Source organism: Flavobacterium sp. JLP (assembly GCF_015350755.1).
GTDB lineage: Bacteria > Bacteroidota > Bacteroidia > Flavobacteriales > Flavobacteriaceae > Flavobacterium.
Window position 1 is genome coordinate 409,024 of record NZ_JADKPS010000003.1, and the last position, 26,039, is coordinate 435,062.

General features: G+C 33.1%; 27 protein-coding genes. 15 read left to right on the forward strand and 12 right to left on the reverse strand.

The window, feature by feature from the left end:
- The first annotated feature begins 134 nt into the window (after positions 1-134).
- Positions 135-794, forward strand: coding sequence for a vancomycin high temperature exclusion protein (locus tag IRZ83_RS11335; protein ID WP_194568815.1), 660 nt, complete (start codon positions 135-137; stop codon positions 792-794).
- 42 nt (positions 795-836) lie between these two features.
- On the opposite strand, the gene IRZ83_RS11340 is transcribed toward IRZ83_RS11335, so the two are convergent.
- From IRZ83_RS11340 to IRZ83_RS19595, 5 genes are all read right to left on the reverse strand, one after another.
- Complete coding sequence (locus IRZ83_RS11340) at positions 837-1,559, reverse strand: hypothetical protein (RefSeq protein WP_194568817.1); 723 nt, start codon at positions 1,557-1,559, stop codon at positions 837-839.
- A gap of 119 nt (positions 1,560-1,678) precedes the next feature.
- Positions 1,679-2,389 carry a hypothetical protein gene (locus IRZ83_RS11345; protein WP_194568820.1) on the reverse strand — a complete coding sequence of 237 codons (711 nt, stop codon included), beginning with the start codon at positions 2,387-2,389 and terminating at the stop codon, positions 1,679-1,681.
- A gap of 312 nt (positions 2,390-2,701) precedes the next feature.
- Positions 2,702-3,187, reverse strand: coding sequence for a putative adhesin (locus IRZ83_RS11350; protein WP_194568822.1), 486 nt, complete (start codon positions 3,185-3,187; stop codon positions 2,702-2,704).
- Positions 3,188-3,322: 135 nt separating this feature from the next.
- The gene (locus tag IRZ83_RS11355; RefSeq protein ID WP_255526410.1) at positions 3,323-3,949 is read right to left on the reverse strand and encodes a helix-turn-helix transcriptional regulator; all 627 of its coding nucleotides are present in this window, start codon (positions 3,947-3,949) and stop codon (positions 3,323-3,325) included.
- 41 nt (positions 3,950-3,990) lie between these two features.
- Entirely contained in the window at positions 3,991-4,122 is a 132-nt protein-coding gene (locus IRZ83_RS19595) for a hypothetical protein (RefSeq protein WP_255350757.1), read from the reverse strand.
- Positions 4,123-4,546: 424 nt separating this feature from the next.
- On the opposite strand from IRZ83_RS19595, the gene IRZ83_RS11360 reads away from it, so the two are divergent.
- The 5 genes from IRZ83_RS11360 to IRZ83_RS11380 all read left to right on the forward strand — a co-directional run bounded on the left by IRZ83_RS11360 (position 4,547) and on the right by IRZ83_RS11380 (position 8,273).
- Positions 4,547-5,050, forward strand: coding sequence for a GbsR/MarR family transcriptional regulator (locus tag IRZ83_RS11360; protein WP_029272008.1), 504 nt, complete (start codon positions 4,547-4,549; stop codon positions 5,048-5,050).
- Positions 5,051-5,111: 61 nt separating this feature from the next.
- Positions 5,112-5,849, forward strand: coding sequence for a YqjF family protein (locus IRZ83_RS11365; RefSeq protein ID WP_194568826.1), 738 nt, complete (start codon positions 5,112-5,114; stop codon positions 5,847-5,849).
- Between the two features lie 30 nt (positions 5,850-5,879).
- Entirely contained in the window at positions 5,880-6,698 is an 819-nt protein-coding gene (locus IRZ83_RS11370; RefSeq protein WP_194568828.1) for a hypothetical protein, read from the forward strand.
- Positions 6,699-6,759: 61 nt separating this feature from the next.
- Positions 6,760-7,665: a TIGR01777 family oxidoreductase gene (locus IRZ83_RS11375; protein ID WP_194568830.1), complete on the forward strand. Its 906-nt coding sequence runs from the start codon at positions 6,760-6,762 to the stop codon at positions 7,663-7,665.
- 158 nt (positions 7,666-7,823) lie between these two features.
- Positions 7,824-8,273 carry an SRPBCC family protein gene (locus tag IRZ83_RS11380; protein ID WP_194568832.1) on the forward strand — a complete coding sequence of 150 codons (450 nt, stop codon included), beginning with the start codon at positions 7,824-7,826 and terminating at the stop codon, positions 8,271-8,273.
- A gap of 431 nt (positions 8,274-8,704) precedes the next feature.
- Here IRZ83_RS11380 and IRZ83_RS11385 read toward each other — a convergent pair whose 3' ends face one another.
- The gene (locus IRZ83_RS11385; protein ID WP_194568834.1) at positions 8,705-9,511 is read right to left on the reverse strand and encodes a hypothetical protein; all 807 of its coding nucleotides are present in this window, start codon (positions 9,509-9,511) and stop codon (positions 8,705-8,707) included.
- A 135-nt stretch (positions 9,512-9,646) separates the two neighbouring features.
- On the opposite strand from IRZ83_RS11385, the gene gcvP reads away from it, so the two are divergent.
- The 6 genes from gcvP (at position 9,647) to IRZ83_RS11415 (ending at position 17,048) form a co-directional block, all read left to right on the forward strand.
- Positions 9,647-12,496 (forward strand): aminomethyl-transferring glycine dehydrogenase, encoded by a 2,850-nt coding sequence (gene gcvP, locus IRZ83_RS11390; RefSeq protein WP_194568836.1) that lies wholly within the window; start codon positions 9,647-9,649, stop codon positions 12,494-12,496.
- Between the two features lie 310 nt (positions 12,497-12,806).
- Positions 12,807-13,865, forward strand: a complete 1,059-nt coding sequence (locus tag IRZ83_RS11395; protein WP_194568838.1) for a 3-oxoacyl-ACP synthase III family protein — start codon at positions 12,807-12,809, stop codon at positions 13,863-13,865.
- A 140-nt stretch (positions 13,866-14,005) separates the two neighbouring features.
- Complete coding sequence (locus tag IRZ83_RS11400; protein WP_194568840.1) at positions 14,006-14,527, forward strand: methyltransferase; 522 nt, start codon at positions 14,006-14,008, stop codon at positions 14,525-14,527.
- Between the two features lie 84 nt (positions 14,528-14,611).
- Positions 14,612-15,460, forward strand: a complete 849-nt coding sequence (locus IRZ83_RS11405; RefSeq protein WP_194568842.1) for a glycosyltransferase — start codon at positions 14,612-14,614, stop codon at positions 15,458-15,460.
- Between the two features lie 80 nt (positions 15,461-15,540).
- Positions 15,541-16,290: an MlaE family ABC transporter permease gene (locus tag IRZ83_RS11410; protein WP_029271998.1), complete on the forward strand. Its 750-nt coding sequence runs from the start codon at positions 15,541-15,543 to the stop codon at positions 16,288-16,290.
- On the forward strand, positions 16,287-17,048 hold the full coding sequence (locus tag IRZ83_RS11415; protein WP_194568844.1) for an ABC transporter ATP-binding protein: 762 nt from the start codon (positions 16,287-16,289) through the stop codon (positions 17,046-17,048). Before IRZ83_RS11410 ends, IRZ83_RS11415 begins: the two co-directional genes overlap by 4 nt.
- Positions 17,049-17,121: 73 nt before the next feature.
- On the opposite strand, the gene IRZ83_RS11420 is transcribed toward IRZ83_RS11415, so the two are convergent.
- From IRZ83_RS11420 to IRZ83_RS11440, 5 genes are all read right to left on the reverse strand, one after another.
- A complete protein-coding gene (locus tag IRZ83_RS11420) occupies positions 17,122-17,724 on the reverse strand; it encodes a hypothetical protein (RefSeq protein ID WP_157495043.1) in 603 nt (200 codons plus the stop codon).
- Positions 17,725-17,857: 133 nt separating this feature from the next.
- A complete protein-coding gene (locus tag IRZ83_RS11425; protein ID WP_194568846.1) occupies positions 17,858-18,460 on the reverse strand; it encodes a SprT-like domain-containing protein in 603 nt (200 codons plus the stop codon).
- 76 nt (positions 18,461-18,536) lie between these two features.
- Complete coding sequence (locus IRZ83_RS11430) at positions 18,537-19,214, reverse strand: SDR family NAD(P)-dependent oxidoreductase (RefSeq protein ID WP_194568848.1); 678 nt, start codon at positions 19,212-19,214, stop codon at positions 18,537-18,539.
- Between the two features lie 35 nt (positions 19,215-19,249).
- Positions 19,250-20,230 (reverse strand): M20/M25/M40 family metallo-hydrolase, encoded by a 981-nt coding sequence (locus tag IRZ83_RS11435; protein WP_194568850.1) that lies wholly within the window; start codon positions 20,228-20,230, stop codon positions 19,250-19,252.
- Positions 20,231-20,373: 143 nt separating this feature from the next.
- Positions 20,374-21,516, reverse strand: a complete 1,143-nt coding sequence (locus tag IRZ83_RS11440; RefSeq protein WP_029271992.1) for an acyl-CoA dehydrogenase — start codon at positions 21,514-21,516, stop codon at positions 20,374-20,376.
- Positions 21,517-22,002: 486 nt separating this feature from the next.
- Here IRZ83_RS11440 and IRZ83_RS11445 point away from each other — a divergent pair, with 486 nt between their 5' ends.
- From IRZ83_RS11445 to IRZ83_RS11455, 3 genes are all read left to right on the forward strand, one after another.
- The gene (locus tag IRZ83_RS11445; RefSeq protein WP_029271991.1) at positions 22,003-22,578 is read left to right on the forward strand and encodes a chalcone isomerase family protein; all 576 of its coding nucleotides are present in this window, start codon (positions 22,003-22,005) and stop codon (positions 22,576-22,578) included.
- Between the two features lie 143 nt (positions 22,579-22,721).
- Positions 22,722-23,948 (forward strand): Glu/Leu/Phe/Val dehydrogenase dimerization domain-containing protein, encoded by a 1,227-nt coding sequence (locus tag IRZ83_RS11450; protein ID WP_194568852.1) that lies wholly within the window; start codon positions 22,722-22,724, stop codon positions 23,946-23,948.
- A gap of 434 nt (positions 23,949-24,382) precedes the next feature.
- The gene (locus IRZ83_RS11455) at positions 24,383-25,246 is read left to right on the forward strand and encodes an energy transducer TonB (protein ID WP_194568854.1); all 864 of its coding nucleotides are present in this window, start codon (positions 24,383-24,385) and stop codon (positions 25,244-25,246) included.
- A gap of 395 nt (positions 25,247-25,641) precedes the next feature.
- Here the strand turns inward: IRZ83_RS11455 and IRZ83_RS11460 are convergent, their stop codons facing one another.
- On the reverse strand, positions 25,642-26,037 hold the full coding sequence (locus tag IRZ83_RS11460; RefSeq protein WP_029271988.1) for an ExbD/TolR family protein: 396 nt from the start codon (positions 26,035-26,037) through the stop codon (positions 25,642-25,644).
- Between the last annotated feature and the right edge of the window lie 2 nt (positions 26,038-26,039).

The window sequence follows — 26,039 nt, forward strand, 5'->3', positions numbered from 1 at the left end:
TTTCTTAGATTTTTAGACTTCTTAGAATATTAGACAAAACCGAAGCATTTCTGTTTCGGTTTTTTTGTTTGATTTTGTCTGAAAATAAAATTGGCTATATTCGTAGATTAAATCTAATCTTACAAAAAATAATTTTGAAAAAATATTTTAAAATCCTCCTTTATCTTGCCATTATTGGATTAGTTGCAATTGTTTCTGTAAATTATTACGTAAAATCTTCGACCAAGAAATACATTCATTATTCACTTAAAAGATTCCCTAAAAATGATGTTGGAATTATTTTTGGTGCTGGAGTCAAAGGAGATCAGCCAAGTAAATATTTAAAAGACCGTCTGGATGCTGGGATTTTTTTATGGAAAGCGAAACGCATTAACAAAATTTTACTTTCTGGAGATAACGGACGTGAAGAATATGATGAATTAACAGTAATGAAAAATTATTGCTTTAATCAAGGAGTTGACACTACTAAAATATTTATCGACTACGCTGGCTTCGATACGTACTCGACAATGTATCGCGCAAAGCATATTTTCAAAATTAAAAAAGCAACATTAATATCTCAAGAATATCATTTGAACCGGGCAATTTATATAGGGCAAAAACTCGGAATTAAATCGGTTGGATATTCTGCGAACTCAGGAGAATATTTAGGTTATCAATATGTCACTTTTAGAGAGTATGGTTCTGTTTTTAAATCTTTTTTTGATGTCTTACGAAATCGGGAACCACGTTTTTTAGGAAATGAAGTTAATATAAATGGTGGTTCTAACTATTCGAAAGAAGATAAACGATAAAAGAAAAATTTGAAGTAAAATTATTTTGCAGCTTCTAAAATATTAAGTAAGCAACAAAGCTTTTAAATCTGTACCCGCTGGATATTGTTTTCCCCAAACCTGTTTATCTGAGCTCCATCCGTTATTTATATCATAGGAAACTGTTCTAGAATTATCTTCACTTGCAGTTAAATCAACCAGTATTCCTGAATTTTCAGCATTAAGAATTACCGTGTTGTTTTCAATATCTTTACTGCTAAACATTAAAAATGCTTTATTAACGGGACTAACTTTAATAGTATTCCCGCCATAAGTATTAAAAACACAATTACCGTAATATTGCTCATCAGTGGTATTATAAATACAAAGTCCCGTTGAATATGGATTATTTGAATTATTTTGAATTAATACATTATTAAGGTCATTATTACCATCAATGGTCACTTTGCCATAATTCTCTATTAACATTCTTTCGTTTAAATCGATTTTATAACTTGAGCCTGTTTGGGCTTTTTTGGATGCAGCCTGATTTTGTGCAGAAACAGCTTGAGGAATATATATGACTTGATTTTCTATTATATCACTTGTAGACAAATAGGCGCAAAGGTTATCTTCCCATTCGATCAAAACAGATTGTAAAAATCCTTTTATTACACTCCAGCATAAAGGTGTAAATATCGAAGCATTATCAGTTTTAGAGGAAAGAAAACAACATAAGCTATAATTTCCTTTATTTAATACTTCTACAGTCTCTGGAGAAAAGTTAATTATTACTGAATTCTTCATTCGTTTATTTTTTAATTGACCGCATATTGACTAATATGAATTTCAGAATTCCATCTATTAATAAAGAATTACTCTTCATCAAAAAATTAATGAAGAGTAATTCAAACTACATAATTTAATTATGCATGTTTTTCAGTAAGCGCTTTTTCTTCTGTACTTGTACTTTCAATCAACATTGCCTGTAAATCTGCAAAAGCATCAAAGTTTTTCAACCATGTCCCCTTATCTGCGCTCCAGCCAGTGTTTGTATCATAATTAACTTCTCGTGAACTTACTGAAGTAAGGTCAATAAATGCACCCGCAGACATTGCTTTAGTAATAACAGTTGCAGTTTGGATTTCATCTGTAGAAAAAATCAATGCTATTTTAGTAATTGGCGTAATAACTCTTGAAGACCCGGCTCCCAAAATTGGAAATGCACACAAAATGTTTGATTTTCCATTTACTACTTGATTAATTCCAACTGTAAATCCCTGTGTATCTTGATTAAGAAAAGATACAGCACCATCAACACCACCTGTCGTAGAGCCTATATTACCTGAATCTTTTTCTATAGTTACTAATTCCCCTAAATCAGTTTCTATTGTATTACTTGCTTTAATTGTAACTTTAGGAGCAATTGTAGTAGTTGAATTGTATGCTTGAAACTCTTCTTCCCAAGTAATTTCAGTTTGTCCTAATAATTTTTCCTTTGGCAAATGAAACCAAACGGTTGGCGAACCACCTGCAGAAGCTGCTACTGATTTAAATCCGTATAAAGAGTATCCTAGACTTTTTAATTTTGCTACATCGTCTGGGCTAATATTGATTGTTGTTTTAAAAGTTGCCATAATTTATATATTTTGGTTATTTTTCCCTACTCATAAGCTTTTCAGGTTCCGCCTCACATTATTTCCTGAATGCGAACAGTTTGTTTTTGAAGTGGTTAAAATCTTCCACTAAAATGATTTTCATTTTTAATTTGCCTTAAATAGTTTATCCTGCAATTCATAATCAATCAAAATGTACTTTTAGTTTTTAGTTGAGATAAAAATCTCATTTACAGTGTTGAGTTGAATTGTGTTTTAAAATACTCATGGCTTTTCTCATGTTTCTAATCTGCAGTATCAGTTCATGATTTTTTACTTATTTCTAATCTTTATTTATATAAGACTAGCTGTATTACCATCTACTTGGCTAGCGCATGCCGACCAGAATAATTTTAGTTTTTCACCTTTTGATAAGATTTTTAAAGCCGCTAAGATTTTAGGGTCAGATTGAATTAATTCCGACAGTAAAGTAGTTTTACTCACAGTAACAACATTCTTTTTATCAGCAATGGTTTTTTCTCCCCATGGGACTAGATCTCCCAAATTATATAATGTAAGATTGGGAGCAGCTCCTCCTCCTCGATATATAGCGAAAGGAGCATCTACAATCTCTGGGCTTCCGCCATCATGATTTAACTTGATTTTATCAATTTTTGTTTGGCTAATTAAAGCAGCAGCTAAATCGGTCATTAAAATATACCCAACCGGCGGTAAAAGATATAAATCAATATTTGCAGGAAGTGTTGTATTATTTACTCCGCCTGAATAACTGCCGTGACCTAAAAGAACAACGTCTTTATTTGTAACTTGTACACTCATAATTTTTTATTTAATAGGGTTAATAATTATTTTTTTAGATATTTAATTGCGCAATCGTAAATTCTAACAAGTCAAAATTATCAGTTTATTCTTTCTTTAATTTGTATAGAATGAGCTGCTTTTTATCAATTTGAATCATAGCTCTTTTCTTAATAAATCAACAAACGGGAATACGTTGTTGTCATACTTGTATTTACTTGGAGAACAGTTAAAATTTTGTTTGAAAACACGCGAGAGATGAGAAATATCAAAAAAACCTGCAAGTGAGGCTGCTTCAGTAATTGATTTCTTTTGTAACATCAAGAGTTCTACAGCGTATTGAAGTCTTATATCCCGCAATAATCGAATCGCAGGAAAACCAAATAAAGCTTTTGCTTTTCGATTAAGATTAGATGGGCTCATAAAAAGTTTATTTGACAAAATCTCAATAGAGAAAGCTTCGTTGTCAAGATTATCAATAATGATGACCAGCAGTTTTGCCAGCCATTTATATTCACTTTTTAATTGAATGAGCTTATTAAAGCATTCATCGCTTAAGGGAATTTTCCAATCTTCTGGCTTAAACCCAGTAATCAAACCATTTTCACGATATGCTGAAGGAGAAAGACCAAACTCTTGTTTGAATTTACGACTGAAATTGGCCACTCCGCTAAAGCCACAATAAACAGCAGTTTCTTCAATAGAGTATTTATTTAAATTCAAAATATGCTTTGCCAGCTCCATCTTATAATACAAAATGAGTTTTCCTGGTGAAAAACTCATTTGATTTTGCATTTTACGATTAAGCTGTGCTTTGCTGATTTTTAATTGATCAGCCAGCTGTGAAACTCCAAAAGAAGAATCTGTTTTTTTTCTTGCATAATAGCATCAACTTCCTTTAAAAATTTTGAGTCAGAATAATATTCGTTTAAATCAAAAGTTCTTTTTTCCTTCATTGTTTAAAATCTTTAGATAATATTTTATTACATTAAATAAAGACGGACTCAGAAAGAGAAATGCAAAACAGAAAAACATTTGGAAGCTGCTAAAATTAGCATCGAATTAATCTCAAAAAGGATGTTTAATACTGTTTGGGGTCAGCATACTAGATCATGGTTTATATCTTTACCTAATCAAAGCTAGACGAACCATTCTTTTTAATGTAAGAAAATGTCACAAGATCAATATAAGATGGCATGAAAGCGATTAAATAAGTCATAAGATTTTTCTTAATCTATTTGTTGTAAAAAATCTACCAAAACTTACAAAGCAAAAGTTATCTTTTAATTATACAGTTCTTTAAAATCAAACTAAAAAGCTTCAAAAAATAAACTTTCATTTATTTTTGAAAGTTTAAAAACTTTTACTTACATTTGGTTTATGGAATTCAAAGAAGCAAAAAATAAGTTTGTACAAACCTGGGGAGCATTAGGTTCTCAATGGGGAATTAATAAAACGATGGCACAGATCCACGCTTTATTAATGGTCTCAAACGATGCTGTTTCTATGGAAGATATTATGGAAGAATTACAAATTTCCCGCGGAAACGCCAGCATGAACCTAAGAGCTTTAATGGATTGGGGAATTGTCTATAAAGAATACAAAGCAGGAGAAAGAAGAGAATTTTTTACTGCTGAAAAAGATTTAGACGAATTAGCAGTTAAAATTTCAAGAGAAAGAAGCAAAAGAGAAATTAAACCTGCACTTAAAATCTTAAAAGAAGTTTCGACGATCGAAGCAAAAGATTCTGCAGAAGAAAAACACTTTGTTGATCAGACTACCAAATTGTATGATTTCGTTTTAAAAGCAGATAATATGTTGGACAAAATGACCGAATTCAACGAAAACTGGCTTGGTAAGCTGGTTTTAAAAATAATGAAATAAAAAAATTTGATCAAAACTTTCATTTTTTTCTGAAAGTTTAAAAATTTAAAAAACAACTCTTATGAACTTCTTAAAAGCAGAATGGAAAAATTTAGCACTTTTCAATTATGAAGTTGATGCCGAAATTTTAGAAAAATATCTTCCCGCAGGAACCGAAATTGATATTTGGAACAACAAATGTTACGTAAGCTTAGTTGGTTTTATGTTTAAAAACACCAAAGTCTTAGGATTGAAAGTGCCGTTTCATGTCGATTTTGAAGAAGTCAATTTGAGATTCTATGTAAAACGTTTTGAAAATGGAGAATGGAAACGCGGTGTAGTTTTCATTAAAGAAATTGTTCCTAAAAAAGCGATCACATTTATTGCGAACACTTTGTATCAGGAACATTATGAAACTCAGAAAATGAGACATGAAATCATTGAGAATAAAAACACTAACACTTTTGTTTATCAATGGAAAACTGATAAAAAGTGGAATACCATTCAACTGGAAACTGCAAATGTTTTAAAAGAAATTGAAGTCGATTCTGAAGCTGAATTTATCACAGAACATTATTTCGGATATACCAAAATCGACGAAGAAACTACTTTTGAATATGAAGTTCAACATCCGAGATGGGAACAATTGGAAGTTTTAAATCACAATATTGAAATTGATTTCGAAAAAATTTATGGAAACGATTTTAGATTTCTTCAAGATGCAAAACCAACTTCAGTTTTCTTAGCAAAAGGTTCAAAAATTACAGTTAAGAATAAAAGAAAACTGCAATCAATTCCTTTTTTAGAAGAAATGTATTGATCAAATTATTAACCTTAAAAACCAAAAATCATGAAAACGCTCGAAAACCAAACCTTACTTTATGACGAAGATTGTCCGCTTTGCAGTTTATACACAACCGGCTTTGTAAAAAGCGGCATGCTTGACGAAAACGGAAGAAAATCTTATTGTCAACTTTCTGATGAAGAACAAAGTTTTGTAGACTTAAAACGAGCGCCAAATGAAATTGCGTTGATTAATAATAAAACAAAAACTGTCACGTACGGAGTTGACAGTTTGATAAAAGTGATTGGATTTTCTTTTCCAATAATTGAAAAAATCGCAACTCTAAAACCGATTCATTTTATCTTGAAAAAAATGTATTCTTTTGTTTCTTATAACCGAAAAGTAATCATTCCGGGAACTGTAAAAGAAGAAAACAAATTAGAATGCACGCCTGATTTCAATTACAAATACAGATTCCTTTTTATTGGATTTGCTTTAACTATTACGAGTTTGGTTTTATTTGGATATTCTAATCTGATTCTGATTTTACCAAAATCAAATATTACGAGAGAAATTATTTTGGCTTTTGGACAAATTGTTTTTCAAAGTCTGTTTCTTTTAAAATTCGATAAAAAAACCATAATCAATTATGCAGGAAATTTAATGACCGTTTCTTTAATGGGATCTTTGATTTTAGTTCCGATTTTGATTCTGAATCAGTTTATTAATCTTCCAGAAATGTTTATTTTAGGCTGGGTTGGAATTACGGTTTTCATTATGTGTGCAGAACATTTTAGAAGGGTAAAAGTTTTAAAACTTCCCTTTTATTTATCTTACACCTGGATTTTATATCGAATTCTTGCTTTGCTTTTTATTTTAAATTAATTTCTACAGAAACCTAACAGGTTTTTAAAACCTGTTAGGTTTAACCTGAAAAACTATCAAAATGAGTAAACTTATCATTGCCGCCGGAACTGGATTTTTAGGACAAGTTTTAATCCATCATTTCAAAAATAAATTTGAAGAAATTGTAATTCTGACCCGTGGAAAATCGCAGATAATTGACGGAATTAAATATGTAAACTGGAATGCCAGAACTTTTTCGGGCTGGGAAAAGGAATTGGAGAACGCAACGGTTTTAATAAATCTTGCCGGAAAATCTGTTGATTGTCGTTATACTAAAGAAAATAAAAAAGAGATTCTTTTATCTCGAATTGAAAGTACCAAAATTTTAAACAAAGCTATTTTAAATTGCCAAAATCCGCCGAAACATTGGCTGAATTCATCAACGGCAACTATTTATCGTTTTTCATTAGACAAACAAATGGATGAAATTGACGGCGAAATTGGAAATGATTTTTCTATAAATGTGGCACTTTCTTGGGAAAAAGCTTTCTTTAAAATCGAAACTCCAAAAACCGTAAAAACGGCTTTGCGAACTTCAATTGTTTTAGGGAAAGATGGCGGTGCTTTTATTCCGTTAAAGACTTTGGCAAAAATTGGTTTTGGAGGAAAACAGGGAAAAGGAAATCAATTTATAAGCTGGATTCATGAAGATGATTTTGCCAATGCAATTGATTTTATTATGGAAAAAGAACTTGGCGGAATCATCAATATCGTTTCACCAAAGCCAATTAGAAATGCTGATTTTATGCAGAGACTTAGAAAAGCAGTTGGTTTTCCTTTCGGAATTCCGACGAGTAAATTTTTTCTGGAAATTGGCTCTTTCTTTATTCGAACGGAAACTGAATTGGTTTTGAAAAGTAGAAATGTGATTCCGAAACGACTTTTGGAAAATGGGTTTCAGTTTAAGTTTGGAGATGTTGATGAAGCTTTTAAAGATTTAATTTAAGCACTATTTGTCATTTCGATCCCGAGGCTTCGGGAGAGAAATCACACTAGGAACTCGACAAAGATTGGCGATTCTCTTTGAGGAATTACTCTTGTGATTTCTCTCCCGAAGCCTCGGGATCGAAATGACAAGATTGCCATAAAACAAAATTAATCAATATGACAACTATAAACTTAATTACCAAAATAAACGCACCCAAACAAATCGTTTTTGATGCATCAAGAAATATCGATATTCATCAACAATCTGCGAGTCCTACAAACGAAAAAGCAATTGCTGGCGTAACATCTGGTTTGATAAATTTAAACGAAACGGTAACGTGGCGTGGCAAACATTTCGGTTTTTATCTCACGCATAAAAGCAGAATTACTGCAATGAATTTTTATGATTATTTTGTGGATGAAATGGAGCAAGGTAAATTCAAATCTTTCAAACATGAACATTTTTTTGAAGAAGAAAATGGAATTACGATCATGAAAGATAAAATGCAATATGAAACTCCGTTTGGCATTTTCGGGAAATTATTTGATGTTTTATTTCTGAAAAAGCACTTAACGAATTTCCTTTTAGAGAGAAATAAAGTTCTGAAACAAGTTTCTGAAAAATAGAATTAAAAAGAAAGCTCTTGCTAAGCAAAAACAAAATAGATTGGTTAGATTTTGAAACAATATCAATAGTTGTTTTTTCACGCAGATTTGGCAGATTTAAGCAGATTTTAAAATATTAATTTCAATTGCCTCCAGCTTTAGCTGGAGAATGAAATATGAGAGACAATATTGTTGGCTTTAGCCAAATGATAAAGTTTGGCTAAAGCCAGATTGGAGACTAATTTTTCACCTCCAGCTAAAGCTGGAGGCAATTCAAGAATTAAACTGATTCAATATTTTTGTGTTGAAAATGAATTTTCTTGTTTTACGGTTTGCGTGAGGGATAGAAGTGGATAGCCCACAGCCTGACGAAGGAAGTGCGAGGACTTGGAGCGGATAGCCCGACCCGGAGGGGCACGCCAAAATTATTTAAGAAATTTTTATTCGTCTTTTTATAAAAAGGCAATCATTAACCACCAAAAAATGGGTACGCTTTCGACCCAAAAAGAAGTGTAATATTTGGAGCGCTTTGTTTTGGCGAACAGAATAAACAACATTAAAGTGACAACCATAATGAGATTGATGATAAGATCGTGAAGCGTAAAAGTCAAAATTCCTAAAACCCAAAACGGAACTAAAAGTGAAAATCCTAAAATCTTAGTTCGCTTTACGCCTATTGTCTGCGGAACGGTTTTTAAATGCGGATCGTCATTGGCTAAATCTAAAATTTCAAAAACCAGAATCAGTACAAAAACCAACACAAAACGTTGAATACATTTGATAAAAAAGTTAGCTGTAAACGGAATTTCGGCATTTATATAAGGCAAAACCAAAGTTGCTCCTACCCAGCAAAGTGCTACAATATAAATTTTTACTCCAGCCCAATTTCTGGCATTTTTTCGATTTGGAAAAAATGGCAGAGTATAAAGTGCGGTTATCGCAAAAATTCCAACCGAAACGATTTGAGTAATCCGTTTTAAATGAAAAAAATAATAGCCGACTAAAAGCAACGAAATAAAACTCAAAGCAGCAATAATTTTTAACTGATTTCCGATTGGTTTTTTCTTTAATCGAACCAAAGCATCATATTTAACAAAATTATACCCCACAATTGTTCCGAAAAAAACAAACAACGCCATTGACTCATCATATTGAAGATAAAAGAAATAAAAAGTAATACGCACCAACGCGTAACACGATAAAGCCACATGAATACTGCTATTCAGGTAAAAATCTAATATCTGCTTTAAAAGTTTCATTACTCAAATCTAATCAATTATTAACAAATCAACTCTTTAGTTGTAAATTTCATAAAAATTGAAGTTAAAAATGGCCGTTAAATTATTAATAATACTTAATTTTGCGCGACAAAAAAACAACACTATTACAACTATATGAAAACAGATGCTTTTGCTTTAAGACACATTGGTCCAAGAGAAACAGATCTTCAACACATGTTACAGACAATTGGAGTTGAATCGATCGAACAACTTGTTTACGAAACCCTTCCAGATGACATTCGTTTAAAAGCACCTTTAAATTTAGAGCCAGCGATGACGGAATACGAATTCGCAAATCATATTCAGGAATTAGGAAAGAAAAATAAAGTATTCAAATCGTACATTGGTTTGGGTTATCATCCAACTATTGTTCCTGCTCCAATTCAGAGAAATATCTTCGAAAATCCAGGATGGTATACTGCTTACACACCTTATCAGGCAGAAATTGCTCAAGGTCGTTTAGAAGCTATTTTAAATTTCCAAACTACTGTTATTGAGTTAACTGGAATGGAAATTGCCAATGCATCTTTATTAGATGAAGGTACTGCTGCTGCAGAAGCGATGGCTTTATTGTTTGACGTTCGTACACGTGATCAAAAGAAAAACAATACCAATAAATTCTTCGTTTCTGAAGAAATTTTACCACAGACTTTATCAGTACTTCAAACACGCTCAACTCCAATTGGAATTGAATTAGTAATTGGAAACCACGAAACTTTTGATTTTTCAAATGAGTTTTTTGGAGCTATTTTACAATACCCGGGAAAATATGGTCAGGTAAACGATTACAGCGCTTTTGTTGCTAAAGCAAAAGAAAACGAAATTAAAGTAGCTTTTGCTGCTGATATTTTATCATTGGCCGCTTTAACTTCTCCGGGAGAAATGGGAGCTGCAGTAGTTGTTGGAACTTCTCAGCGTTTTGGTGTCCCAATGGGTTACGGTGGTCCTCACGCTGCTTTTTTTGCAACGAAAGATGAGTACAAAAGATCTATGCCAGGCCGTATCATTGGAGTTTCTATTGATGTAAACGGGAACCGTGCTTTACGTATGGCTTTAGGAACTCGTGAGCAGCACATTAAACGTGAAAAAGCAACTTCAAATATATGTACCGCTCAGGTTTTATTAGCGGTTATGGCTGGAATGTATGCGGTTTACCACGGACCAAAAGGATTACAATATATTGCAAACAAAGTTCACGCATCGGCGGTTACTACTGCTGAAGCTTTAAATAAATTAGGCGTTTTCCAAACGAACACTGCTTACTTTGATACTATTTTGGTAAAAGCTGACGCTCAAAAAGTAAAAGCTGTTGCGGAGAAAAACGAAGTAAACTTCTTTTATGTTGATGCTGATACGATTTCGATTTCATTAAACGAAACGACTTCAATTGCAGACATCAACCAAATTATTGCCATTTTTGCTGAAGCTTTAGGAAAAGAAACTTTTACAGTTTCTGAATTAGCTGTTACAAGTCAATTACCCGCTTCATTAGAAAGAACATCTTCTTTCTTAACGCATGATGTTTTCAACAATCATCATTCAGAAAGTCAGATCATGCGTTACATCAAAAAATTAGAACGTAAAGATTTATCATTGAATCATTCGATGATTTCATTAGGTTCTTGTACGATGAAATTAAACGCAGCTTCTGAAATGTTGCCTTTATCAATGCCAAATTGGAACAGCATTCACCCGTTTGCACCAGTTGAGCAAGCTGAAGGTTATATTACGATGCTTAAAAAATTAGAAGAGCAATTAAATGTAATTACTGGATTTGCTGGAACAACTTTACAGCCTAACTCTGGAGCTCAAGGAGAATATGCTGGTTTAATGGCGATTCGTGCTTACCATTTATCAAGAAACGAAGGCCACCGTAATGTATGTTTAATTCCTTCATCTGCGCACGGAACCAATCCTGCTTCCGCAGCGATGGCCGGAATGAAAATCATTGTAACTAAAACGACTCCAGAAGGAAATATTGATGTAGAAGATTTAAGAGAAAAAGCGATTGAGCACAAAGACGATTTATCTTGTTTGATGGTAACGTATCCTTCTACTCACGGAGTTTTCGAATCTTCAATTATTGAAATCACAAAATTAATCCACGATAATGGCGGATTAGTATATATGGATGGTGCTAATATGAACGCGCAAGTTGGATTAACAAATCCTGCTACAATTGGCGCTGACGTTTGTCACTTAAACTTACACAAAACATTCGCTATTCCTCACGGTGGCGGTGGACCTGGAGTTGGACCAATTTGTGTAAACGAAAAACTGGTTCCATTTTTACCAACAAACCCAATCTTAAAAGTAGGCGGTGAACAAGCTATTACAGCTATTTCATCTGCACCTTACGGATCAGCTTTAGTTTGTTTGATTTCTTACGGTTACATCACAATGATGGGTGCTGAAGGATTAAAAAGTGCTACAGAGCATGCAATTTTGAATGCTAACTATATGAAAGCTCGTTTTGAAGGTCATTACCCAATTCTTTATACTGGGGAATGTGGAAGAGCGGCTCACGAAATGATTTTAGATTGCCGTTCATTTAAAGAAAACGGAATTGAAGTTGGTGATATCGCGAAACGTTTAATGGATTACGGTTTCCACGCTCCTACGGTTTCTTTCCCTGTAGCAGGAACTTTAATGATTGAGCCAACTGAATCTGAAGATTTAGCAGAGTTAGATCGTTTTTGTGACGCTCTTATTTCAATCAGAAAAGAGATTGAAGCCGCAACAGCTGATGATAAAAATAACGTATTGAAAAATGCACCTCATACATTGGCAATGTTAACTACAGATACTTGGAGTTTCCCTTATACTAGAGAAAAAGCAGCGTACCCATTAGAATATATTGCTGAAAATAAATTCTGGCCATCTGTTCGTCGTGTGGATGATGCATACGGTGACAGAAATTTAGTTTGCAGCTGTGCTCCTATTGAAGCTTACATGGAAAACTAAAAAAATAGTTTCTTATAAATATTTAAACCCGACAATTTTTATAACTTGTCGGGTTTTGTTTTTTTGTTTCAGGTTTCAAGGTTTCAGGTTCTGGGTAACTTGAAACTTGAAACCTGAAACTTTTTTCAAACTCCATCTTTATTTCAAACGTTTGAAATCTCGAAAAAATTAAAAAATCATTAAAAAATAAACAATAAATTCAATAAAAAATTGTTATTTGACAATTATATGCATGCATAGTATTTTTTATGATAGTTATCATGATTTTATTTATACTTTAGCAATAAATTTACCGGATAATCGAGGAATAATGAAAATAAAAATAATAGGTATAGGAAGTTATATTCCTAATAAAGAAGTAAGCAACACTGACTTTGACAAACATGTTTTTTTAAATGAAGACGGAACTCCTTTTGGCTACCCAAATGAAGTGGTAATTAAAAAATTTAAAGGTATTACCGGAATTGAAAATCGCCGTTATGCCGAAACTCAACATAACGCATCTGATTTAGCCTTTTTTGCAGCTGAAAGAGCAATTTCAAACGCAGGAATTGATGCTGAAACGCTAGACTACATTATTTTCGCTCATAACTTTGGCGATGTAAAATCTGGAACGCATCAAACGGATATTTTGCCAAGTTTGGCAACTCGTGTAAAAAACAAATTGGCAATTAAAAATCCAAAATGTGTAGCTTATGATATTCTTTTTGGGTGTCCGGGCTGGATTGAGGGCGTTTTGCAAGCGAACGCATTTATTAAGTCTGGAATGGCAAAGCGTGTTTTAGTAATTGGAGCAGAAACGTTGTCAAGAGTTGTTGACGATCACGACCGTGATTCGATGATTTATTCTGATGGTGCGGGAGCTTCTATCTTAGAAGCCTCAGAAGATGAAGCTGGTTTATTAGCTTACGAAAGTGCCACTTTTGCTAATGATGAAGCCAACTTTTTATACTTCGGAAAATCATATAATCAAGATTTAGATCCGGATATTAAATACATTAAAATGTACGGGCGAAAAATTTACGAATTTGCTTTAAGCCAAGTTCCATGTGCTATGAAAAACTGTCTTGACAAAAGCGGTATTGGTATTGACGAAGTGAAAAAAATCTTGATTCATCAAGCTAATGAAAAAATGGACGAAGCAATTATTGATCGTTTCTATAAATTATATGATAAAACTGCACCTAAAGATATTATGCCAATGAGCATTCATGACTTAGGAAACAGCAGTGTTGCAACCGTACCAACTTTGTACGATTTATTGATTCAGGGTAAAATCGAAAATCATGAAATCAACAAAGGCGATGTTGTAATTTTTGCTTCGGTTGGAGCGGGAATGAACGTTAATGCTTTTGTATATAGATACTAGTAATCAGTCACAGTTTACAGTCGCAGCAATCAGTTCGACAAACTGTAAACTGCGACTGTAAACTAAAAACTTAAAAAAGTCCGCATCTTAAAATGCGGACTTTTTAGTATATTTGCGCCTTTGCCGTTAAAAACTATAAAATGTACGAAAAAACGTTTCCCAATAAAAGATTCAAACTTACTTTAGAATTTTTACAAAAACATATCAAAACGTCTGAAACTATTCTTGATTTAGGAGTTGAAAATCCGTTTTCAAAAATCATGAAAGAAGCTGGATATTCAGTAAAAAACACAACTGGCGAAGATTTAGATTTAGACCAAAGTGTTTTCAAAAATGACACTCAAAATGTTGTAACTGCATTCGAAATATTCGAGCATTTATTAAATCCGTTTACAATTTTAAGCAAAATTAAATCAGACAAACTATTAATTTCAATTCCGATGCGTTTATGGTTTTCTCCGGCATATCGTTCTAAAACAGATATGTGGGACAGACATTACCATGAATTTGAAGATTGGCAGTTAGACTGGCTTTTAGAAAAAACCGGCTGGAAAATCGTCGACAGGCAAAAGTGGACAAATCCAGTAAAGAAATTTGGTTTAAGACCATTTTTACGCAGTTTTACAAATAGATACTATATTGTTTACGCTGAGAAAATTTAATTTTAGATTAATGATTTTAGATTTTAGATTTTAGATCATGTAAAACAATCTAAAATTTAAAATCTAAAATCTAAAATTTTTCAAATGAAATATTACATCGTCATTCCCGCGCACAACGAGCAAGATTTAATTGGCTTGACTTTGCAATCTCTGGTTTCGCAAACTGTTTTGCCTTCAAAAGTTGTAGTTGTAAATGACAATTCTACTGATAAAACAGAAGAAATTGTATTGGGATTTGCAAAAGAAAATCCGTTTATTTCTGTTGTAAACAAGACTTCAGATGCGATTCATATGCCGGGAAGCAAAGTAATTCAGGCTTTTCAAAAAGGTTTTGAAACTTTAGATTCTGATTACGATATTATTGTTAAAATAGACGGAGATTTAATTTTTCCTCCCAATTATTTCGAAACCATAATCAAACATTTTGAATCTGATTCTAAAATCGGGATGGTCGGCGGATTTTGTTATATTGATAAAAACGGCGAATGGGTTTTAGAAAATCTAACCGATAAGGATCATATTCGCGGCGCACTGAAAGCATACAGAAAGGAAACTTATCAGCAGATTGGAGGTTTAAAACCGGCTATGGGCTGGGACACTGTAGATGAATTGCTTTGTAAATATTACGACTGGAAGATCGTTACAGATTCTTCTTTACATGTAAAACACCTAAAGCCAACTGGCGCAAACTACAATAAAACAGCACGTTATAAACAAGGAGAAGCCTTTTTTACTTTGGGATACGGTTTCTGGATTACAGCAATTGCATCTGCAAAGTTGGCAATAATGAAGAAAAAGCCTTTTCTCTTTTTTGATTATATTAGAGGATTTTGGAAAGCTAAAAAATCCAAAACTCCTTTATTAGTTACCCCTGAACAAGCTAAATTTATTAGAAATTATCGTTTTCAAAAAATGAAACAAAAGTTAATTTGATTGGTTAAACAACCGAAAAACTTGAACTCATAACCCAAAACTCATAACTTCTTTTTACCTTAGCCAATATTTGTAAAACTATGATGCTTATTCGTTATTTATCTCAAATCGGAAGATATTTTTTAATGCTGAAAGAAATTTTCAATAAACAGACGAAATGGCCTGTTATGAGAAATTTAATTTTCAAAGAAATCGACGATTTAATTATCGACTCACTTGGCATCGTTTGCTTCATTTCTTTCTTCGTTGGAGGTGTTGTTGCTATTCAGACAGCCTTAAATTTAACAAATCCTTTAATTCCAAAATATTTAATTGGTTTTGCAACGCGCCAATCTGTAATTCTGGAGTTTGCTCCTACTTTTATTTCAGTTATTATGGCCGGAAAAATGGGATCCTTTATTACCTCTAGTATTGGTACAATGCGTGTAACAGAACAAATCGATGCATTAGAAGTTATGGGAGTTAATTCACTTAACTATTTGGTATTTCCTAAAATAATTGCTTTGCTATTGTATCCTTTTGTTATTGGAATCAGTATGTTTTTAGGGATTTTTGGAGGATGGCTTGCAGGTGTTTATGGAGGATTTACAACCAGTGCCGCTTTTATAGATGGTGCACAAATGGATTTTATTCCGTTTCACATCGTATACGCTTTCATCAAAACCTTAATTTTCGCAATGTTATTGGCAACAATACCATCATTTCATGGTTATTATATGAAAGGCGGGGCTTTAGAAGTTGGTAAAGCAAGTACAGTCGCGTTTGTTTGGACAGCTGTTTCGATCATTCTGTTTAATTATATACTAACACAATTGTTACTAGGATCATGATAGAAGTAAAAAATGTAGAAAAATCATTTGGTGACAGCAAGGTTTTAAAAGGCGTTTCGACCGTTTTTGAAACTGGAAAAACCAATTTGATTATTGGACAAAGTGGATCTGGAAAAACTGTTTTATTAAAAAGTTTATTAGGAATTCATACACCTGAATCAGGAACAATAGAATTTGACGGTAGAGTTTATTCTGAACTAAATCCGGATGAAAAAAGAGAACTGAGAACTGAAATCGGAATGGTTTTTCAAGGAAGTGCTTTGTTTGACTCAATGACTGTTGCAGAAAATGTTGCTTTCCCTTTAAAAATGTTTACAAATGACAACAAGGCTAAAATTAAAGAACGTGTTGATTTTGTTTTAGAAAGAGTTAACCTAGTTGAGGCACATAAAAAATTGCCATCAGAGATTTCTGGAGGTATGCAGAAACGTGTTGCAATTGCCCGTGCGATTGTAAACAACCCAAAGTACTTATTTTGTGATGAACCAAACTCTGGTCTAGATCCAAATACTTCGACTTTGATTGATAATTTGATCCAGGAAATCACTAAAGAATACAATATCACAACCGTAATTAATACGCACGATATGAACTCGGTAATGGAAATTGGCGAAAATATCGTATTCTTAAAAAAAGGAATAAAAGCTTGGCAAGGAACTAAAGAAGAAATCTTTAGAACTGACAATAAAGACATTGTGAAATTTGTTTATTCTTCGAACTTATTCAAAAAAGTACGTGAAGCGTATTTAAAAGGTTAGAATCTTTTTCAAATTCCAAATAAAAAATCCAAATTCCAATCTATAAAAATTGGGATTTGGATTTTTTTATTCACTATTTATATTCTTTATGAAGTCCAAATCCCAACGTTATCCCTACTCCAACAAAAGTATTTTTAGCTATTGAACCAAAGAGCTTAATTCCGACACTTGGAATCATTGTATTAAATACTAAATTTGATCTTCTTTTTGAGTAAAACCACTTATAATTTGCTTCAAAAGGAACACCGTAAAAATATTTATTCCTAGAATATCGATTGCCTTCCTCATCTCTTTTTATAAGCTCGAAGCTATTATAATTTATTCCCGCCGAAATACTATAAGAATGACTTTCTTCTAACCATCTTCTGCCAAACAATAAAGCAAATTCATTGTTATCTTCTGTTTTGTCAAATGCTGGAATAATATAGGTTTCTTCTTTTTTTGTGTAACCAACTGCATTTGTATATCTAAAACTAAAAAGATTTTTTCCTGCTTGATAATTTAATTCTGCACCGCCTGCAACACCAGTAGTATGAACAACAGCAAATCCTCCAAATGCTTCAGCATATATAATTGGATTTGATTTTTCTTTTACCTCAGAATCTTCAACTTCTTGAGCCTGTATAGAGTTTGAAAAAAGTAAAACGAGTAAAATTCTAAGTAGATTTTTTATCATAATCATTTATTAACTTATTTATAAAGATCCTAGTATTTTATAAATATAAGACAAATCGTATGTTATATTTAGGTAAATTATACAAAAGGAAAATCCCAAATTCCATTTTAATAAATTGGGATTTGGGATTTATTTATTGAATATTTATCAACTCAACTTCCGCATTTGGATTGAAGAGGTATGTTTTACCTGAACTTATTTCAATACATTCAAAACGTTTTGTCCTGACGGCTAATTTCTTGAATATTTTACCGTTTTTGATTCTGAAAACACTTCCGTACGGAATTTCAAAAACATAATTTTTGTCGTTGCCTGCGTCATATTGTTTTAATGCTAAAGACAAAGTTGTGTCTGTATCACTGCTGGCAGAAGGATTTTTAAAATGGCGTGCCAATAATGGCAATATATTTGCCGGAAAAATCTCCGGGCGAATAAAAGGAACCATCATTCTCTGAAATGTATATTTCCATTCACTCCCATGAGGTTTTATATTCCGTCCAAACTTTTCAAAGGCTACTAAATGGGAGATTTCATGAATCAGCGTAATCAAAAAACGGTATTTATTTAAACTCGCATTTACCGTAATTTCATGTTTACCACTTGGTCCTCTTCTATAATCTCCATGACGCGTTTGGCGTTCATTTACGATTTTAAGATGAACCTGATTGGCAACAATCAATTCAAACACAGGCTTTACAGCATGTTCGGGTATATATCTTGCTAGAGTTTCGTTCAATTTTTAAGTGAAATGTTATTTGTTAAAAGTAAAAAGTTTAAAATTGGAATTTGGAATTTATTTTTTGGAATTTAATCTACGGATTTGTCGACGAAACCTCCAAAACCTTTCCGTTAAAATATTTATTGCCATTAAGTGTAAAATCATAAATATAAGTTGCCATTCCTTCAGCAGAAATTGGCGCCTGATAACCTGGGAAAGCTTCTTGTAACATTTCAGTCTGCACAGAACCCAAAGCTAGAACATTAAAGGAGATACCACGTTCTTTATATTCCTCAGCTAATAATTCAGTCAACGTAATAACAGCACCTTTGCTAGAACTGTACGCTGCTAATCCGGCAAACTTAAGACTTCCTCTCACGCCTCCAATTGAACTTATTGTTACAACGTGACTGCCACTTTCTAAATACGGCAAACAAATTCTGGTAAGATTTGCTACTGCAAAAACATTCACTTTATAAATACTTTCAAAATCAGCTTGAGTGGTTTCTGCAAAAGGTTTTAATAACAAAGCTCCAGCGTTATGAACTACTGCATCTACTTTTTTCCAAGTCGAAGAAAGAAAACGGTCTACTTCCTGCAAAGCCGTTTCATCCGCCAAATCAACTGAAAGACAAGTTACATTTTGATGTTCTAAAAGTGTTTGAGGTATTTTTCTAGAAATGGCTAAAACCTGATGGCCTGCATTTGCAAACTGCAATGTCAATTCGTAACCAATTCCTCTGCTCGTTCCGGTAACAATAATATTTTTCATGAAGCAAAAATAAGCAAATCCAATAAAAAGAAGGTTTATTTATTCATGGTAATTTCTTCTGTTGGCGAAACACTTATTTGAGTTACAGCAGGCAATAATTCTTGAATAAAAGAAGTCATATGTGCAATATCCATCACTTTAAATTCATCTGAAACATGATGATAAAATTCAAAATTCTCAAAATCAAAAGTACTTAAGGATTGGCAAGGCTTACCGAAAGCTTCAAAAAAAGAATAATTATCTGATCTGTAAAACAATTTATATTCTGCTTCTTTCGGTAAAAAACCAATAGTCTTTTTTCCTGTATATTCATTTATCTTTTCGGCCATATTTGATTTGTCAAAACCTGTAATATAAGCCAGATAATCGCGTTTCATTGGCACTCCGATCATTTCGATATTCAACTGGGTGTAGAGATTGAAATCTTTCTTTTTCAATTTCTGAACCAAACTTTTAGATCCTAATAAACCTTTTTCTTCTCCAGCAAAAAACACAAAAAGAATACTGCGTTTATTCGATTTTGTTTCAGCAAAATATTTTGCCATTTGAGCAACCGCCGTTACTCCTGAAGCATCATCATTGGCTCCGTTATTAATTACATCTCCTTGTTTATTTTTCTCTACGCCAATATGATCGTAATGCGCACTTAAAACCACAAATTCTTTTTTCAATTCAGGATCAGTTCCTTCTAAAACTCCAACGATATTAAAAGCCGGCGATTTAAAATTAGTAAGTGTGTCACGATATGAGGAGAAATAAGGCTTTATATTGTTCTTTTTAAAAGAATCTTCTAAAAAAACAGCTGCTTTTTCAATTCCCTTTGTGCCAGTTTCGCGTCCTTCCAGCTCATCTGAAGAAAGATATTTTAAGAAATCTGAAACCTCAGATTCTTTTACTTTATAAGCTATCTCTACAGATTTCGAACTTGAGCTCGAAGTTTTTTCAGTAACTGCCGATGGGTTTGATTTACAGCTTACTACTATTAGTGGCAAAAGAAGAAAGTAAAGTTTTTTCATAATAATAGGATTGAATTTATATTTTGAAGAATTAAGTAATTGATTTAAGGCAATACTTCTGAAAAGTAAAAAAAATATTCCATAAAAAAACCCTTTCGCACCTAAAATGGCTGAAAGGGTTTTTGATATTAATTGAAATCAAATTATCCTGCAATAACAGATCTTGAAATTACAATTTTCTGAATTTCAGATGTTCCTTCATAAATCTGAGTAATTTTAGCATCGCGCATAAAACGTTCTACGTGATATTCTTTTACATAACCGTTTCCACCATGAATTTGAACGGCTTCTACAGCAGTATCCATAGCTACTTGCGAAGCAAATAATTTTGCCATTGCACCGCTTACATCATAATTTTTATGCTGGTCTTTGTCCCAAGCTGCTTTCATACACAAATGACGTGCTGCTTCGATATTAACAGCCATATCTGCTAATTTAAAAGCAATGGCTTGGTGATTGCAGATTTCTGTTCCAAAAGCTTTGCGTTCTTTAGAATATTTCAAAGCTAGTTCATAAGCTCCAGATGCAATTCCTAATGCTTGAGACGCGATTCCGATACGGCCTCCAGCAAGTGTTTTCATGGCAAATTTAAACCCGAAACCATCCTCGCCAATTCTATTTTCTTTTGGAACTTTTACATCACTAAACATTAAAGAGTGCGTATCAGAACCACGTATTCCCATTTTTTGTTCTTTTGGGCCAACAGAAAAACCTGGCATGTCTTTCGTCATGATCAAAGCATTGATTCCTTTATGCTTTTTCTCCGGGTGTGTTTGAGCAATTACCAAATAAACAGAAGCTGTATTTCCATTTGTAATCCAGTTTTTAGTTCCGTTTACAATATAATGGTCCCCCATATCAACCGCAGTTGTTTTTTGAGAAGTGGCATCACTTCCTGCTTCTGGTTCGCTTAAACAAAATGCTCCATGAATTTCACCTGAAGCTAAGCCTGGTAAATATTTTTGTTTTTGTTCTTCAGTTCCAAATTCCTGCAAACCCCAGCAAACTAACGAATTGTTAACTGACATTACTACAGAAGCCGAAGCATCTACTTTAGAAATTTCCTCCATTGCAATTACGTATGAAATGGTATCTAGACCACTTCCTCCATATTTAGGATCAACCATCATTCCCATGAATCCTAATTGTCCCATTTTTTTTACTTGCTCTGTCGGAAAAATTTGTTTTTCGTCGCGTTCAATAACTCCTGCTAACAATTCGTTTTGAGCAAAATCTCTAGCGGCTTGTTGAATCATTAAATGCTCTTCGGTAAGATTGAAATCCATAGTCTTGTTTAGTTTTATTGTTTTCTTAAAAACCAAAATCCAAAAAACTTCGTTAATAGAGATGGTTTTATATTTTTTTATTGTTTTTGTTCTTTTAAACGGCTTTCAAAGATAATTTTTAAAACTTAAATTAACAATGCATGCATATAAAATTAATAGATCAGCAAAGATTACGATAACGTTTTCGTTATAATTCTGAAATTTAGACTAACAGACATCAATCCTGCAATGATTTCTTTAAAATTTAAGAATATAGCTGAGCATAAAAAGGCCAATCACTAAAAAGTTTTAGTAAATTATTGCATAAAAAAAGAGAATTAGAGTTTAAAACACGTAAAACTACGTAAAATAACTCCTACTAATTTGATTATGAAACGAATACAATAAAAAAAAATCACAAAAGCGAAGAAAAAAACATCGCCAATAACAACTTAAAATTAAGAAATTAACATTATTTTTGCTCAAAAATTATAATATCGATAGAATATGAAAAAGATTTTACTATTACTTACATTCCTTTTTAGTCTGCAATTTTCGACAGTTTCTGCACAAGCACAACTAGAGGTAAACGGTGTAACTGTGCCAAGAAAAATTGAAGTTCAAAATAAAACAATGCAACTTAATGGTGCTGGCGGAAGATCTAAAATGTGGTTAGAAGTTTACGTTCAGGCATTATATTTATCGCAATTAAGCCAAGATCCAAAATTCATTATTGACAGTGATACTGAAATGGCTATTAGAATTGAAATTACCTCTTCTATGGTTTCTTCGAACAAATTAACGAAAGCAATGAATGCTGGTTTTGAAAAATCTGCAGGAAGCAATCTTGAGCAATTAAGACCAAGAATTGAGCAGTTTAAAAATTTACTAAGCGATGTAATTACAGAGAAAGATGTATTTATTTTATGGTATAATCCATTTGACCAAACTGTAAACGTTATTAAAAATGATGTTGTAAAAGGAAAAATCCCTGGATTTGATTTCAAACAAGCATTATTTGGAATCTGGCTTTCTGACAAACCAGTTGATGAAACTTTGAAAAAACATTTATTAGGAATATAATTTCTCCAAATAAATCATATATAGCAAAGCCGAAAGCGTAAAGTTTTCGGCTTTCTTTTTTTCTTTAATAAAATTGATACAAAATACATTATTCGCATTATTCTATTTTATACTTTTACACAAACTAAACATATCTCAACAAAATGAAAGATTTATTACAGCAATTTGAAAATAAAGAACCTGAAATTGTTTTTAACTGGAAAGATTCTGAAACTGAAGCTGAAGGATGGACAGTGATTAATTCACTTCGCGGAGGAGCTGCAGGAGGTGGAACCCGAATGAGAAAAGGCTTAGACATGAACGAAGTTTTATCTCTGGCAAAAACAATGGAAGTAAAATTTTCAGTTTCTGGTCCTGCCATTGGAGGTGCTAAATCTGGAATTAACTTTGACCCAAACGATCCTCGTAAAAAAGGAGTTTTACAGCGTTGGTACAAAGCAGTTTCGCCTTTATTAAAAAGTTACTATGGAACTGGCGGTGATTTAAATGTTGATGAAATTCATGAAGTTATTCCGATGACAGAAGAATGTGGTGTTTGGCATCCGCAAGAAGGAGTTTTCAACGGACACTTTAAACCAACTGAAGCAGATAAAATCAACAGAATTGGTCAATTGCGTCAAGGTGTAATTAAAGTTATCGAAAACCCAAAATTTTCACCAGATGTAACCAGAAAATATACTGTTGCCGACATGATTACTGGTTATGGCGTTGCAGAAGCTGTTCGTCATTTTTATGCAACTTATGGCGGCGACATAAAAGGTAAAAAAGCAATCGTTCAAGGTTTTGGAAATGTAGGATCTGCAGCAGCTTTTTATTTAGCTGAAATGGGTGCAAAAATAATCGGAATTATTGATCGTGACGGAGGACTAATAAAGGAAGAAGGTTTTTCTTTTGAAGAAATCAGAACCTTGTTTTTAAACAAAGACGGAAACAAATTAGTTGCCGATAATATGATTCCGTTTGAGGAAATCAATTCTAAAATTTGGACAATTGGTGCTGAAATATTTACACCTTGCGCGGCTTCAAGACTGGTAACTAAAAATCAAATTGACAGTTTAATTTCAAATGGATTAGAAGTAATTTCATGCGGAGCGAATGTTCCTTTTGCTGATGCTGCAATTTTCTTCGGTCCAATTATGGAAGAAATAGATCATAAAGTAAGTTTGATTCCTGATTTTATTTCGAACTGCGGAATGGCAAGAGTTTTTGCTTATTTCATGGAGAAAAAAGTTCAAATGACAGATGAGGCTATTTTTAATGATACTTCAGAAATTATAAAAAATGCGATTGTTAAGGCTCACGCTTTAAATCCATCAAAAACAAATATCAGTGCAACTGCATTTGAAATTGCATTGAAACAATTAGTGTAATTTTTTTTATACTTTCATTTCTAAGCGGGCTAATTTTTAGCTCGCTTTTTTCATTTAACCTTAAAAGTTAACAAAGGTTTATGTAAAATTTCCTATAGCTTTAAGATCGCTACAAGTAAGTTGGACTAAAGTCCCGCATTATAATATGTTCCTTTCGAACTGCAAATCGCGTTATAAAGAAAAATTTTGTGGCTCTGCTACTTTGCAAGAAATAATTTAGCGTAACTTGTTTAAACCTTCGAACTTTGCGATTAAATTCTCTCTTTCATTCTAAACAATTTTTACTACTTTTAAACGTTTAAATCATATAATAAATTTATACAATAATGAGTTCGCCATTAAAAAACAATAGTCGTCTTATACTCCTTTTTTTCGGATTGCTTTTTGCCCCTATATTAAATTCTTCGCTTTCTGACAAAAAGAAATCTCTTATAATGTCGACCATTATTTGTGGCTTACTAATTTTATTAATGTTTTTCATCCGTTTTTGGCCACCATACAATCCAGAAAACAATGTTGCTCTTGCTGACGGCGGCGGAGGTGGCGGCGGTGTAACAGTAAATTTTGGAGACAGTGACTTAGGTTCTGGAACTAATTACAAAAGTGAAGTTTTAGAAATAAAAAACGAAACTAAGCAAGCTCCTGCAAAAGCAACTCCAGAAGAAGCTACAATTACACAAGAAAATTCGACACCTACTGAAGAAGATGTAATTATTCCTGTAAAAGAAAAACCTAAAAAAACAACTCCAGTTGTAAAAACGGAAGCAAAACCAGTTCCTCAAAAACCAAAAGTTTCGAATTCTACAAATGATGCTTTATCGAGCATTTTAAAAGGATCTAACAAAGGCGGAGACGGAGATGATAAAGCGGCAGGAAATAAAGGAAAAGCGAACGGAAGTTTAGGATCAAATGGCTATTACGGCAGCGGTGGTTCTGGTGGTGGAACAGGCGGAGGAAACGGAACCGGAAATGGCATTGGTACAGGAAGCGGTTACGGCGCCGGAAGCGGTGGCGGTTCAGGCGGTGGATCAGGATATTCATTAGGAAACAGAAAAGCATTATCTAAACCTGCACCAAAATATACCTGCAACGAAGAAGGAAAAGTAGTTGTTGAAGTAACCGTTGACCAAAACGGAAAAACTATAAGCGCTACTGCTGGTGTAAAAGGAACAACCAATACTGCAAGTTGTTTATTAGAACAAGCCAAAATTGCCGCATTAAATACAAAATGGTCGGCAGATGCAAATGCTGCTGCCAAACAAGTAGGAAAAATTATTTATAATTTTAGTTTGGATTAAGACACGAATTTTACAGATTTTCACAAATTAAAAAAAGGCTTTTTGAAATATATTAGAAAGCCTTTTTTTAATTTTATTTCGTTTAGTTTGTCATTTCGACCGAAGAGAGAAATCACACTAGAGAAGCACAGAGGATTAACTTTTGTTTGTGAGTCTTTGGTGTGATTTCTCTCTTCGGTCGAAATGGCAAGATTACCTACTATTTCCAGCATAGTTTGCTTTTTGTTGTGAGATTTGCTTCGTTTTGCAATGATTGAGTAATATTGTGTTATGCGTGAGGGATAGGAGCTGGCTACCGAAGTAGCGCGGATAGCCCGACCGCAATAAAAAAATGGGCGAATCAACGTTATGCTGATTGGCCCATTTTTTTATTGTGGTCACGCCCTAATGATCGTTTACTTCGGGCTCGTGGCAATTACAAATTTCAGGTTGTTCTTTACTCCTATTTGCAGTACATCGACTAAATCTTGTACTTGCAAATTAAACGGAATTCGAACTACAACGGTTTGTTCTTTGTCTGCCCCTATTTTAGCCATCAAGCTAGTTTCTAAATTTTCGAACTCAACTGGCTCTTTGTCGATATAGAATTTTTTATCTTCGGTAACTGATAAACTGATCAGCTGTTTGTTTGTTTTTTCATTTGATTTCGCTTTCGGCAAAGTCATTTTTATAACATTAGGATTTGCAAGCGTTGAAATAATAAGGAAAAACAACAGCAAGAAAAACATAATATCACTTAACGATGAAGTCGCTACTTCGGCATGAAACCTTCTTTTTCTCTTGATAGACATAC